The sequence below is a fragment of the Xanthomonas sp. WHRI 8393 genome, from assembly GCF_040203315.1.
Taxonomy (GTDB): Bacteria; Pseudomonadota; Gammaproteobacteria; order Xanthomonadales; family Xanthomonadaceae; genus Xanthomonas; species Xanthomonas arboricola.
Map to the genome: position 1 here is coordinate 15,840 of NZ_JBEGGL010000004.1, position 12,996 is coordinate 28,835.

Below are 12,996 nucleotides of genomic sequence, written 5' to 3' on the forward strand. Positions count from 1 at the left end.
TGCAGCGCTGCAGACGGCGCCGCGTGGGGTGGTGAGCGATTCGTGCGATGCGTCGAGATTCCGCTGCGCGGGCGCTTCTGGCACGCACATCCTTTGTTAGATTCCGGTTGCACACGCCGCGCGTATCCGTGCCCGAACGGTGTCCGCGCGCTGCGTCCATGTTCGCTCGTGTTTCCACGCAAGGCCTAAGGAAAGGAGCCAGTCCATGCACTACGACCAATATCAACAGACCTTTGCGCTTTCCGCCCTGGCCAACTGGGTGGGCGATCGCAGGGGCAGCCAGCCGGCGTTGCAGGCGGACTACCAGGCCACGTTGCTGCAGACGCTGGCATCGGCCGACACCCAGGACCGGATCGGCGACTGGCAACTGGTGTGGGGGCCGCAGGTCTGGCAGGCGGCCGATTCGTCGCTGTCGGGCAATGCCATGTACGTGGCGCATACCGACGCCATGCCGGGCATCGGCGAGGCGTATGTGGTCGCGTTGAGCGCCACCAACCCGGAGTCGCTCTACGACTGGTTCACCGAAGACTTCGATGTGTCCTCGGTGGTGGATTTTGCGACCTACACGCCGTTGCTCGGCACCGCGCCGGTTGCGGCGAAGAAACCCGTCAAGCCAGGTTCGGCGGTCATCTCGATGGGGGCCGCCACCGGTGTGTGGCATCTGCTCAACATGGTCAGCCCCTCCACCGCACTGGCGCCGAACACGACGCTGCTGGATTTCCTGCAAGCGCTGGATGGCAGCAAGGCGACGGTGATCTTTGCCGGGCACAGCCTGGGCGGTGCGCTGTCGCCGACCTTGGCGACCTGGTTGAAGACCAACGGCAAGCTGGACAATTTCAGCGCCGTGCACTGCTATCCCACCGCCGGCGCCACGCCGGGCAACGGCGGGTTCGCCGCGCTGTATGCGCAGGCATTACCCTCTCCAGCGCCGGGCGCGGCGCCGTATCAGATCTGGAATGCCGACTTGTGGAACACGCTCGATTGCGTGCCGCATGCCTGGACCGTGCCGATGCTCAGCCAGATCAAGACGCTGTACGGGAACGCGCCGATCAAGGAGATCGATGTGCTGGTCGATGTGGCCATCGCCAATGCGGTGGCGTCCACGGTGAACTACCGGCAGATCGCCAACCAGCCGCTGACCGGCACGCTCACCGGCACCCCCACCACGGTCCTGCAATTTCTCGAGCAGATGGCTTCCCAGCACACCACCGCCTATCAGGCCTTGATTGCCCCGTGGCTCACGCCGGTGTCCGGAACGCCGCAGAGCCAGAGTGCCGACGGCGCGCCCGCGCGCGATGCCCTGATCGAGCGGCTGACCGCGCATGCCGGCCAGGCCGCACTGGCCGATGCCGACAAGATCGAAGCGGTCAGCGCGGCGCTCGGCTCGATGGCCAAGACCTTGTTCAAGCAGCTATGAGCGCGCACCTGCATGCGGCGGCCAGGGCTGGCCGGCTGCGTCGGCAACAGCTGGTCTGACAGCATGCGCCGGGTGCTCAGTGCGCGCCCGAACGCAGGCGCGGCAATGCGCAGTGCGTGCTGGTCGACCTCGTCGAGTCCGTGTGCGCGTTGCCTTGTCTGCAGCGCTTCAATGCGCTGCTGCAGCAGTTGCCGGTGCAACTGGGCCATGGCGTCGTGCAGCGTGCGCGCCTGGCCCGCACACGACAGCGTAAGTCGATCCCCTCGCGTTACCCGCACTACAACGCAGCGAGCGCCTTGAACAGCTCGCGCAATTCGTACTTGTCGGTGTCGTCCAGGCCCTGCGCGCGCTGCTTGTCCTGCAGTTCGTCCAGGCGCTGACGCAGCAATTGCTTGTCCAGTTGCGCGACGACGTCATGCAGCTCCATCGCCCAGCTGTGTTCGTCGCCGGGCAATGCCTGTGCGGCCAATTTCTGCAGCGCGGCCTGTTCGTCGCGTTCGGCGAAGTGTTCCAGCAGCGCACCGGTGCTGATTTCCGGGCGTTGCCGCACCAGTGCCAGCAGTTCCATCAACAGGTCGATGCCGGGCAGGCGCAGGCCGGAAAAATCGTGGTCGCCCTCCAGGCTCATCGCCAGCGACGGCCGCTGCAGCAGGATCGCGATCGACGCGCGCACCAGGCTGCGTTTCTGCGCAGGCGCACCCATGCGGGCAGGTGGCCGTACCTGCGATGTGGACGCCTGTGCCGCCTGATTGACGCCCACGCCGGTGAGGCGCGACAGCTCCTGCTTCATCAGGTCGCCGAACGCGCCTTCGGGGATTTGTGCCAGCATCGGCTTTGCGCGTTCGGCCAGCCGCGCCTTGCCATCGAGCGTGTGCAGGTTGATCTCGCGCGACATCTCGTCGAAGAAGAACTGCGACAGCGGCGTGGCCTGCTTCAGGCGCTGATCGAAGGCCTGCGCGCCTTCCTTGCGCACGATGGTGTCCGGGTCCTCGCCATCGGGCAGGAACAGGAAGAACGCCTGGCGGCCGTCCTTCATGCGTGGCAGCACCGATTCCAGTGCACGCCAGCCCGCCTTGCGGCCAGCGTTGTCGCCGTCGAAGCAGAAGTACACATCCGGCGCGTTGCGGAACAACAACTCGGCATGTTCGGGCGTGGTCGCCGTGCCCAGCGTGGCCACCGCCTGGGTGACGCCAAACTGGAACAGCGAGACCACGTCCATATAGCCTTCCACCACGATCAGCCGCTCGATCTTCTGATTGGCCTGGCGTACCTGCCACAGGCCGTACAACTCGCGGCCCTTGTGGAACAGCGCGGTTTCCGGCGAGTTGAGGTATTTCGGCCCCGGGTCACGGCCGTCGGCCGGCGCGCCCATGATGCGTCCGCCGAAGGCGATCACGCGGCCGCGGCGGTCGAAGATCGGGAACATCACCCGGTCGCGGAACTTGTCGTAGACATGGCCGCGATCGTTCTTGGAAAACAGCCCGGCGCGTTCGAGCACGCTCATGCGGCGCGCATCGGTGCCCAGCGTGTCCTTCAGTGCGCTGTAGCCATCGGGCGCGTAACCGATCTGGAAACGCGCGCGGTTGTCGGCATCCACGCCGCGGCCGTCCAGATAGTCGCGGGCGCGTTCGCTGCCCTCGAGCTGACGCTGGAAGAACTTGGTCGCCGCTTCCAGTGCCGAATACAGCTCGCGGCTGTCGTCCTGCTGCTGCGGGGTGCGTTGCTGGGTCTCGCGCGGGATTTCCATGCCGGCACGCTTGGCCAGCTCGTCGACCGCATCGAGAAATTCGAGGCGGTCGTAATTCATCAGGAAGCTGATCGCGGTGCCGTGCGCGCCGCAGCCGAAGCAGTGATAGAACTGCTTGGTCGGCGAGACCGTGAACGAGGCCGAGCGCTCGTCATGGAACGGGCAGCGCGCCGAGTATTCCTTGCCCTGACGCTTGAGCGGCACGCGACCGCCCACCACCTCGACGATGTCGGTGCGTGCAAGCAGTTCGTCGATGAATGCGTCGGGGATGCGGGCCATCCCGCTAGGATATCCCAGCCGCCGGCGTGCGCCGATTTCAGTGAGCGATGGCCCTCAGCAAAGCGGTGGATGCCGCCCGGGCACGCGCCGCGCCAGGCGCAACATGCGCAATCAACTGCGCGTCGGTGCTTCCGGCGGCTGCAGCGTGGCGTCTGGTTCGGCGGCGACCGGCGGCAGGTTGTCCGTATCCACTCCGGCCTCGCGCAGCTTGCGATGCGAGCGTACGCGCTCGTCGATCACCGCAGTGAGCAGGGCGCCGACGAAGAACACCACCGAGGCGTAGTACATCCATACCAGCAGGATGACCAAGGTGCCCATCGAACCGTATGCGCTGCCAGGCGCGGCCTTGGCGATGTACAGGCCAATGCAGTAGCGGCCCAGTGCGAACAACAATGCAGTGATCACGCCGCCGACAAACGCCTGCCGCCAGTTGACGGTACGATCGGGCAGATAGCGATACAGAAAAGCGAAGGCGAGCGAATACAGCGCCAGGGTGGTGACGTAGCCGATCGCCGGCAGCACTGATGGCAGCCGTGCAAACACCACCTGCAACGCGGTGGTGGCAATCATCGACACGATCAACAAGAAGCCCAGGGCCAGGATCACGCCGAACGAGAACACGCGCTTCTTCAGCCACGCCATCAGGCCTTCCAGGCGCTGCTTGTCGGTGCGGAAGATCAGGTTCAGGGCGTTCTGCAACTGCGCAAACACCGCCGTGGCGCCGATGAACAGCAGCAACGTGCTCCACAGTCCGGCCAACGATCCTACGCCAGGTTGATCGGTGGCGTTGCGGATCACCGTGTCGGCCACCTCCGCCGCGCTGCCACCGGCCAGTTGCGCGATCTGCTGCACCAGCGCTTCCTGCGCAGGCGGATACAGCGATGCGGTCAGCCACAGCAGCAGCACCAGCAACGGTGCCAGCGACAGCAAGGCGTAGAACGACAGCGACGCGGCCTGCGTCATCACGTCGATCTCGAGAAAACGATTGAGCAGTGCCATCGGCAGGCTGCGCTGCAGGCGGCTCAGATGTTTCTGCAGGTGTTCGGTTGAGAGCTTCGTCACCGGCGGGGGAATCCTTGGGCATACCGTTGTGTGCGCAGGCGTCGTAAGGCGAAGCCGGCATGCGGAATGCTTCGCCCGGACCTGTGCTGGCGAAGGTGTTCTAACAGGGCGTGTTCAAAGAGCGGGTGAAAGCGGGCGCTGGATGTTGCGCGTGTGCTGCCGTTGAAACGGCGCTGCAGCCAGCCGCACGCAGGCGGCTCGCTACAGTGCCCTGGCCATCGGGCACAGGGCACTGTGCAGGCGAAGACTCAGCCTGCCAGATGCTGCTTGACCAGCGTCGAGACCAGGCCCATGTCGGCCTGCCCGGCCAGCTTGGGCTTGAGTGCGCCCATCAGCTTGCCGATGTCGGCCGGGCTGCTGGCACCGGTCTGCGCGATGGCTGCCTGGATGGCGGCGACGATCTCTGCTTCGCCCATCTTGGCCGGCAGGTAGCGCTCGATCACCACGATCTCCTCGCGCTCGATCTGCGCCAGGTCGTCGCGTGCGGCAGCTTCGTACTGGGTGACCGAGTCCTTGCGCTGCTTGACCATCTTGTCGAGCACGGCGATCACGGCGGCATCGTCCATCTCGACGCGCTCGTCCACTTCCTTCTGCTTGATCGCGGCATTGATCAGCCGGATCACGCCCAGGCTGTGCTTGTCGCCGGACTTCATGGCGGCTTTCATGTCATCGGTGAGCTGTTGCTTGAGGGGCATGGTGTAACTCCTGGGAGTGCGTGTTGCAGATGTGCCGATGCGCCACGACGGGCGCAGTGCATCGGCAGGAAGTCGGCCTGACAGGCGCGGGTCATGGCAGCGACGCCGGCCGGCTCTGCAGCGCAGAACGCAGCGGTCGCCTGGCATCGAACCAATACAAAAAGCCGGCGACGCTTGCGCGTGCCGGCTCTTGGGTTCCACTCCGATGGGCCGCGCCTTCAGCGCATGCCCGTCGGCAAGGAACCGCGTTCGATCAGTACAAGCGCTGGCGCTTGGTGACGTCGCGCGAGGAACGACGCAACTGACGCTTCACAGCAGCGGCAGCCTTACGCTTGCGCTCCTGGGTCGGCTTTTCATAGAACTCGCGCTTGCGGGTTTCGGCCAGCACGCCGGCCTTTTCGCAGGTGCGCTTGAAACGACGGAGCGCAAATTCGAAGGGCTCGTTCTCGCGGACTTTAACGCTGGGCATGGGTTCTCCAGATAATGGGATTTCCGTCCGGGAGCCCCGGGCGGGTGCGAGCGGACTCGCGTGACGGAATTTCCGGGTTGCCCCGGCGAGCCGCGCATTATAACGACTTGCCAACGACCTGCAAGCCCCCTGCAGCATCTGCGCGAGCAAGCCTGATAAAGCCTGCGCTTGCGAGTGATCCGGTGGCGATGACATGGCCGCGCAGCAGATCGCCCCTGGCCGATCTGCGCAGGGTAAAAGCTGCGAAAATAGCCCGCATGTCCCTGCCTGCCGAGTTGCCGTGAAAGTTCTTGGGATCGAATCATCGTGCGATGAGACCGGCGTGGCGGTCTACGACACCGCGCTGTCGGGCGTGCCGGCGCTGCGGGCCCACGCGGTCTACAGCCAGATCGCGCTGCATGCCGAATACGGCGGCGTGGTGCCCGAGCTGGCCAGTCGCGACCATGTGCGCAAGCTGCTGCCGCTGATCCGCCAGACCCTGGACGAGGCCGGATTGCGGATCGACGAACTCGATGGCGTGGCCTATACCGCCGGCCCGGGCCTGGTCGGCGCACTCCTTGTTGGTGCCGGTGTGGCGCGGTCGCTGGCCTGGGCGCTGGACGTGCCGGCGATCGGCGTGCATCACATGGAAGGCCATCTGCTGGCGCCGCTGATGGAAGACGACCCGCCGCAGCCGCCGTTCGTGGCGCTGCTGGTCTCCGGCGGCCACACCCAACTGGTATCGGTGAAGGCGCTGGGCCAGTACGAGGTGCTTGGCGAGACGCTGGACGATGCGGCCGGCGAGGCCTTCGACAAGACCGCCAAGATGATGGGCCTGCCGTATCCGGGCGGCCCGCAACTGGCGGCGCTGGCCGAAACCGGCACCCCGGGGCGCTACAAGTTCGCGCGGCCGATGACCGACCGGCCCGGGCTGGATTTCAGTTTCAGCGGGCTCAAGACCCAGGTGCTGCTGGCCTGGCGCGGCAGCGACCAGTCCGACGCCACGCGGGCGGACATCGCGCGCGGGTTCGAGGATGCGGTGGTGGAGACGCTGGCGATCAAATGCCTGCGCGCGCTGGATGCGGCTGACTGCAACACCCTGGTGGTGGCCGGCGGCGTGGGCGCCAACAAGCGCCTGCGCGCACGCCTGCAGGACGCGGCGCAGCGGCGCGGCGGCCGGGTGTGCTTCCCGCGGCCGGCCCTGTGCACCGATAACGGCGCGATGATCGCTTTCGCCGGCGCGCTGCGGCTGGAGGCCGGCGAGCGCGCCGACGCGGCAGTGCATGTGACGCCGCGTTGGGATATGGCGGGCTTGCCGCCGCTGGCGGCGGCGCGGGATTCGGGAGTGGGGATTGGAGATTCGTAGAAGCTAGTCCCTCTACCTGCTGTCTGTCGCGCTCTTGCCAATCCCCCAATCCCGAATCCCCAATCACGGCTCCCAATGGACAAAGTTTTTATCGAAGGCCTGGAAATCGATGCGCTGATCGGCATCTACGACTGGGAGCGGCGCATCCGCCAGACGCTGCGGTTCGATCTGGAGATGGGCTTTGACAACCGCATTCCGGCCGCCAGCGACGACATCGCCGATACCCTGAACTACAAGGCGGTGAGCAAGCGGCTGATCGAATTCGTGCAGGCCTCGGACTTCGGGTTGGTGGAGACCCTGGCCGAGCGCTGCGCGGCGATCGTGCTGGACGAGTTCGGCGTGCACTGGCTGCGGTTGAAGCTGAGCAAGCCCGGTGCGGTGCGCGGCGCGCATGCTGTGGGAGTGATCATCGAGCGCGAGCGGGCCCGCTGACGGCCACTGGCCGCGGTATCGGTCGCGAGTTCCGATTCATGGCCGCGCCCCGGAAGACCTGGGTGGCGCGGGACCAGCGATCCACGACCACGCCAACGATCCCCAGCCCCAAGGCGCGGTTCAACCGGACCCGACAAATCCCCAATCCCCAATTCCAAATCCCGACACTTGCCCCCTCGCGGTCGCCTCAGGCTAGAATTGACGGCCATGTAAACGTTTTCTCAAGGATCTCATGGCTGCTGATCGTATCGAAACCCTGATTGCCCAGATGACCGTCGAAGAGAAGGTCGGACAGTTGGGTGTGTTCGCCGACATGGTGCGGCCGTTCGCGCCGGACGTGAATCCCGAAGCCAATGTGCTCAACGCCGACGAGGTGCTGCAGCAGGTGCGCGCAGGCCGGGTCGGCTCGTTGTTCAATGGCGTCGGCGCCGCGCTGGGCGTGCAGATCCAGAAGGTGGCGGTGGAAGAAAGCCGCCTGGGCATCCCGGTGATCCTGGCGGCGGACGTGATCCACGGCATGCGCACGGTGTTCCCGATCCCGCTGGGCGAGGCGGCCAGCTTCGAGCCCGAGCTGGCCGAGCGCACCGCGCGCGCCACCGCGATCGAGGCGACCGCCGCCGGCCTGCACTGGACCTACGCACCGGCCGTGGATATCGCGCGTGACCAGCGCTGGGGCCGTGGCGCGGAAGGCGCCGGCGAAGACGTGGTGCTGGGCGCGGCGTTTGCCGCCGCCCGCGTACGCGGCTTCCAGGGCAGCGATCTGAAGGCCGACGATTGCCTGCTGGCCACCCCCAAGCACTTCGCCGCCTACGGCGCCGTGGCTGCGGGCATGGAATACAACACCGTGGACATCGCGCCGCAGACACTGCGCGATGTGCACCTGCCGCCGTTCAAGGCCGCCTTCGATGCCGGCGCACTGACCGTGATGTCCTCGTTCAACGACATCAACGGCGTGCCGGCCAGTGCCAATCACGAATTGCTGACCGAGATCCTGCGCGGCGAATGGCAGTTCCCCGGCGTGGTGATTTCCGATTACACCGCCGACATGGAATTGATTGCGCACGGCTATGCGGCCGATGAGCGCGATGCGACCAAGAAGGCGTTCCTGGCCGGCCTGGATCTGAGCATGCAGAGCGGCTTCTATGCCGCGCATCTGCCATCGCTGGTGGAAAGCGGCGAGGTGCCGATGGCCACGCTGGATGCCAGCGTGCGCCGCATGCTGCAGCTCAAGGAGGCGATCGGGCTGTTCGACAACCCGTACCGTTCGCTGGATCCGGCACGCGAAGCCGACACCGCGCATCTGCCCGCGCACGATGCGTTGTCGCGCGATGCGGCGCGGCGTTCGATCGTGTTGCTGAAGAACCAGGGCGAGGTGTTGCCGCTGAAGAAAAGCGGGCAGCACATCGCGTTGATCGGGCCGTTCGTGCAGGACCGCGAGAACATCGAGGGGTGCTGGACACTGTTCGGCGACAAGCAGCGCTACGTGACCCTGGAGCAGGGTGTGCGCGCGGTGGTCGACAGCGAGCATCTGACGGTGGTGCCGGGCTGTGGCCTGGAAGACGCGCTGCCGGGCGGTATTTCCGCCGCCATCGATGCGGCGCAGGCCGCCGACGTGGTGGTGCTGGCGCTGGGCGAGCCGCAGCGCTTCAGTGGCGAAGCGCAGTCGCGCACCGAGATCGTGTTGCCGCCGGCGCAGCAGGCATTGGCCGAAGCCATCGCCGCCACCGGCACGCCGATGGTGGTGCTGCTGCGCAATGGCCGCGCGCTGGCCCTGAGCGGTGCGGTGCGCGATGCCGATGCGATTGCAGTGACCTGGTACCTGGGCACGCAGACCGGTACCGGCGTGGCCGACGTGTTGTTCGGCGACTACAACCCCTCCGCGCGTCTGCCGATCAGCTTTCCGCAGGTGACCGGGCAACAGCCGTATTTCTACAACCATCTGCGCACCGGCCGCCCGGAACTGCCGACGCTGTCCGAGTACAAGGCGCGCTGGCGCGAGATGCCCAACGAGCCGTTGTATCCGTTTGGCCACGGCTTGAGCTACACCACCTTTGCGTATGCGCAGCCGCAGCTGAGCAGTGCGCAGCTGGGCTGGGACCAGACCCTGACCATCACCACGCGCGTCACCAATACCGGCCGCGTGGCCGGCGAAGAAGTGGTGCAGCTATATGTGCACGATCGCGTGGCCAGCCGGGTGCGCCCGGTGCGCGAACTCAAGGGTTTCCGCAAGGTGTTGTTGCAGCCTGGCGAAAGTACGGACGTGGTGTTCACCCTGACGCGTGACGCACTGGCCTTTACCAACCATAAGAATGTGTTTGGCGCCGAGCCGGGCGTGTTCGATGTGTGGGTGTGCGCCTCGGCCAAGAGTGGCGAGGCGGTGACGTTCGAGTTGCTGGAGGCCTAAACACCCGCGGGCGTGGTAGGACGCACTCACGCGATACGCAGCGGAGTGCGGCTGCTACGCGGGATTTGAGATGACGGTGACGGACGTGGCCCAAGGGCGCGCCGTCATTGGGTCAGGGAAGATGTAAGCGCATGCCTGGTCGATGTGACCACGGCTCTGCTCGCATCAGTATGTATCGCGCCATGCACCGCACCGGATCGAACGCGGCTTTGCCGCGAAAATCGTGGCCACCGCCAGCACGCATTCGACGCGTGGCGGTGGCACGACTCCCCTGGGCGCGATCTTGCGGAGTTATGCCTCGTTCTCGACTGCTGCCTTGCTCTTGGGCGTCAGCTTGAGCAGGCGCCCGGTGCTGCCGCTGGCTTCGTCTTCCAGCAACCACAGCGCGCCGTCCGGACCCTGTTCCACTTCGCGAATGCGCGCGCCCATGTCGTAGCGGGCCACCTCGCGCGGCTGATCGCCGAGCGAGACCTGCACCAGCGACATCGACGACAAGCCGCCGATAAAGCCGTTGCCGAGCCACGCCGGGAACTGCTTGCCGCTGTAGATCACAAAGCCGGCTGGCGAGATCACCGGTGTCCAGCTGATCTTGGGCGCGGCAAATTCCGGGCGGGTGTTGTGATCCGGGATCGGGGTGCCGTCGTAGTTGTCGCCGTTTGAGACGATCGGGTAACCGTAGTTGGCGCCGCGCTGGATCAGGTTCAACTCATCGCCGCCAAGCGGACCCATCTCGTGTTCCCACAGGCGCCCCTTGCCATCGAAGGCCAGGCCGAGAATATTGCGGTGACCCAGCGACCACACCTGCGCGGCAACGCCGCCCTGCGCAGCGAACGGGTTGTCGGCCGGCACGCTGCCGTCATCGTTGAGACGGATCAGCTTGCCGAGATTGGCTTGCATGTCCTGGGCGGGGGTGAACTTCTGGCGTTCGCTGGAGCTGATCCACAGCTTGCCGTCCGGGCCGAAGGCGAGCCGGTGGCCGAAGTGGCCGTTGCCGGTGACCTTGGGATCCTGGCGCCAGATCACCTTCAGGTCCGACAACGTGCCGCCGCCGCTGGCATCCAGCGTGAGCTTGGCGCGTGCCACTGCTGCGCCGCGGGTATCGCCCTGTCCCGGTTCGGCGTAGCTGACATAGACCAGGCCGTTCTTGGCAAAGCGCGGATGCGCCAGGACATCGCCAAAACCGCCCTGGCCGCCGTACGCCACCGCCGGAATGCCGGTAATGGCGCTCTTGCGGTTGGTCTTCAGGTCCAGCCGCATCAATGCGCCACGTTTTTCGCTGACCAACAGGCTGCCGTCGGGCAGGAAGGTCATTGCCCAGGGTTCGTCGAAATCGGCAACGGTGGTGGCCTGGAACGGCCACTGGGCCTTGGGAATGGCGGCCGCGGGCGCGACGGCAGGCGCAGCACATGCGGCGGCGGCGGTGAACAAGCTGGCCGAGCAGGCCAGGGCAAGCAGACGTCGGACAGACATGAGGTCCTCCAGGGAATGGGCGCAGTGACGTTGCAGCCCTCCCGCAACGTGTCCTGCGTCGGGTTTTAAAGTACCTTACACGACGCCTTCAAGGCCGCCTTGTCGTAGATCACTTTCTTTGTGAGACGTGTGCGTCCCACATTACTGCTTCACCATGAAAAGGAGTTTCCATGGCTGCCACGCAAAAAACGTCACCTGCTTTTATCGCCGCATCCTGGGCTGCATTGCTGCTGGGTGGCATTGCCTACCTGGTCGGGCTATGGAATGCGCAGATGATGCTCAACGAAAAAGGCTATTACTTCACGCTGCTGTTGTTTGGCCTGTTCGCATCGGTGTCGTTGCAGAAGAGTGTGCGTGACCGCGCAGATGGAATTCCGGTGACGGGCCTGTACTACGCGATCTGTTGGTTCTCGCTGGTCATCGCGCTGCTGCTACTGGCAATCGGCCTGATCAACGCGACCCTATTGCTGAGCGAGAAAGGCTTCTACGCGATGGCCTACGCATTGAGCCTGTTCGGCGCGGTTGCGGTGCAGAAAAACACCCGCGATGCGATGGATGTCGCCAACGCATCGCATTACTCACGCGCAGTACCGCCGCCGCTGGACTGATGCACTACAGACAGATTGATACAACAACGCCACCTCCACGGTGGCGTTGCTGTCTTCAGGGCTTGGACTTGTTGTCGCCAGTCACGAGGTCTGTCGCATTTTCCCAGGCACGCTTGACGGCGTGACGGGCCTTGCTCCAGCTCAAGCCATCGGTGCCACGGTTGGCTTCCCATTCGCGGTGCAATTCTGCTTCCACCTGATCGTAGGCGCGTGCATTTTCGCGGATGCGCGCTTCGTGTCCTGCGAGGTAAGCACCTTCGTAATCTTCGTAGCGGTCGCCTTCGGTGTAATACGATTCTTCGGTGAAGCGCTCGCGCCAATAATTGGATACGTTCTGGCTGCGGTCTTCGTCCGGTGCGCGGCCCGGAATCTGATACGGCACGTTCATGCTCGTCTCCGTGTTGAATGTGCGCCCTAACCTAGGCGGGCAGGTGTTAAATCCGTTGCCAGGACAGGTGAGGAGGGCATCAAGGCATGCTGCACTTGGTGACGCTCTCCGGTGCGCCCCTGCGGAACACGGTGCGCCGCGCCCAACGATTCAGCCGGTGGTCGGCGCGCGTCACGTCGCTGCCGATGCAGCCTCGTATGGCAGCGGCGTGGCGCCGGCGGCACACAGGCTGGCTTCGGCATGCTGCAGCGAGGGCTCGTCGGCGTCGATGATGACCAGGACGCGCCCTGCCTGGATTTCGTCCTCGAATTGGCGGCGGACCGGATCGGGGACGGTGGCGCCGATCAGTGCAGACGACCAGGTGCCGACCAGGGCGCCTGCCAGCGCCATGACGCCGGCACCGGCGATGGTGAGGCCGATCGGAGGCACGGCGATGGCAACCAGTCCGGCGACCAAGCCCGCAGCGCCACCCGTGGCGGCGCCACGCGCTGCAGCAGGGAGAAAATCCGTCTTGGCATCCTTGCGTTCATCGGGAATGCCTTGCAGCTCGATATCCGAACGGGCAATCAAGGACAGCGCATCGTTGTCGATGCCGGCGCTGCGTGCGGCCTGCATGACGCGTTGCGCACTTTCGATATCGGGCGTGCTGTAGACACGGCGCAGTTTCATCGCAAGCTCCC

12 protein-coding genes are annotated in these 12,996 nt (G+C 65.4%); 5 read left to right on the plus strand and 7 right to left on the minus strand.

What is annotated here, in order from left to right; genetic code table 11:
- Positions 1-205: 205 nt before the first annotated feature.
- Positions 206-1,417, plus strand: coding sequence for a lipase family protein (locus ABQ137_RS14355; protein ID WP_349783000.1), 1,212 nt, complete (start codon positions 206-208; stop codon positions 1,415-1,417).
- A 277-nt stretch (positions 1,418-1,694) separates the two neighbouring features.
- Here the strand turns inward: ABQ137_RS14355 and dnaG are convergent, their stop codons facing one another.
- The 4 genes from dnaG to rpsU form a co-directional block, all read right to left on the minus strand.
- Entirely contained in the window at positions 1,695-3,443 is a 1,749-nt protein-coding gene (gene dnaG, locus ABQ137_RS14360; protein ID WP_166769214.1) for a DNA primase, read from the minus strand.
- Positions 3,444-3,554: 111 nt separating this feature from the next.
- Positions 3,555-4,505, minus strand: coding sequence for a YihY/virulence factor BrkB family protein (locus tag ABQ137_RS14365; RefSeq protein WP_065032993.1), 951 nt, complete (start codon positions 4,503-4,505; stop codon positions 3,555-3,557).
- Positions 4,506-4,753: 248 nt separating this feature from the next.
- Complete coding sequence (locus ABQ137_RS14370; protein WP_349783002.1) at positions 4,754-5,200, minus strand: GatB/YqeY domain-containing protein; 447 nt, start codon at positions 5,198-5,200, stop codon at positions 4,754-4,756.
- A gap of 253 nt (positions 5,201-5,453) precedes the next feature.
- Entirely contained in the window at positions 5,454-5,669 is a 216-nt protein-coding gene (rpsU, locus tag ABQ137_RS14375) for a 30S ribosomal protein S21 (protein ID WP_002808376.1), read from the minus strand.
- 280 nt (positions 5,670-5,949) lie between these two features.
- Between rpsU and tsaD the strand changes: the two genes are divergently transcribed.
- The 3 genes from tsaD (at position 5,950) to ABQ137_RS14390 (ending at position 9,850) form a co-directional block, all read left to right on the plus strand.
- On the plus strand, positions 5,950-7,014 hold the full coding sequence (gene tsaD, locus ABQ137_RS14380; RefSeq protein ID WP_167709827.1) for a tRNA (adenosine(37)-N6)-threonylcarbamoyltransferase complex transferase subunit TsaD: 1,065 nt from the start codon (positions 5,950-5,952) through the stop codon (positions 7,012-7,014).
- Positions 7,015-7,089: 75 nt separating this feature from the next.
- Complete coding sequence (folB, locus tag ABQ137_RS14385; RefSeq protein ID WP_184519249.1) at positions 7,090-7,446, plus strand: dihydroneopterin aldolase; 357 nt, start codon at positions 7,090-7,092, stop codon at positions 7,444-7,446.
- A gap of 232 nt (positions 7,447-7,678) precedes the next feature.
- A complete protein-coding gene (locus ABQ137_RS14390; RefSeq protein WP_024938858.1) occupies positions 7,679-9,850 on the plus strand; it encodes a glycoside hydrolase family 3 N-terminal domain-containing protein in 2,172 nt (723 codons plus the stop codon).
- Positions 9,851-10,141: 291 nt separating this feature from the next.
- Here the strand turns inward: ABQ137_RS14390 and ABQ137_RS14395 are convergent, their stop codons facing one another.
- Positions 10,142-11,320, minus strand: a complete 1,179-nt coding sequence (locus ABQ137_RS14395) for a PQQ-dependent sugar dehydrogenase (protein WP_349783005.1) — start codon at positions 11,318-11,320, stop codon at positions 10,142-10,144.
- 170 nt (positions 11,321-11,490) lie between these two features.
- On the opposite strand from ABQ137_RS14395, the gene yiaA reads away from it, so the two are divergent.
- On the plus strand, positions 11,491-11,928 hold the full coding sequence (gene yiaA / locus ABQ137_RS14400) for an inner membrane protein YiaA (protein WP_046344757.1): 438 nt from the start codon (positions 11,491-11,493) through the stop codon (positions 11,926-11,928).
- Positions 11,929-11,983: 55 nt separating this feature from the next.
- Here yiaA and ABQ137_RS14405 read toward each other — a convergent pair whose 3' ends face one another.
- Both ABQ137_RS14405 and ABQ137_RS14410 read right to left on the minus strand, forming a co-directional pair.
- Positions 11,984-12,316, minus strand: a complete 333-nt coding sequence (locus ABQ137_RS14405) for a hypothetical protein (RefSeq protein WP_349783007.1) — start codon at positions 12,314-12,316, stop codon at positions 11,984-11,986.
- Positions 12,317-12,487: 171 nt separating this feature from the next.
- Entirely contained in the window at positions 12,488-12,985 is a 498-nt protein-coding gene (locus ABQ137_RS14410; protein WP_349783009.1) for a hypothetical protein, read from the minus strand.
- Positions 12,986-12,996 lie beyond the last annotated feature (11 nt).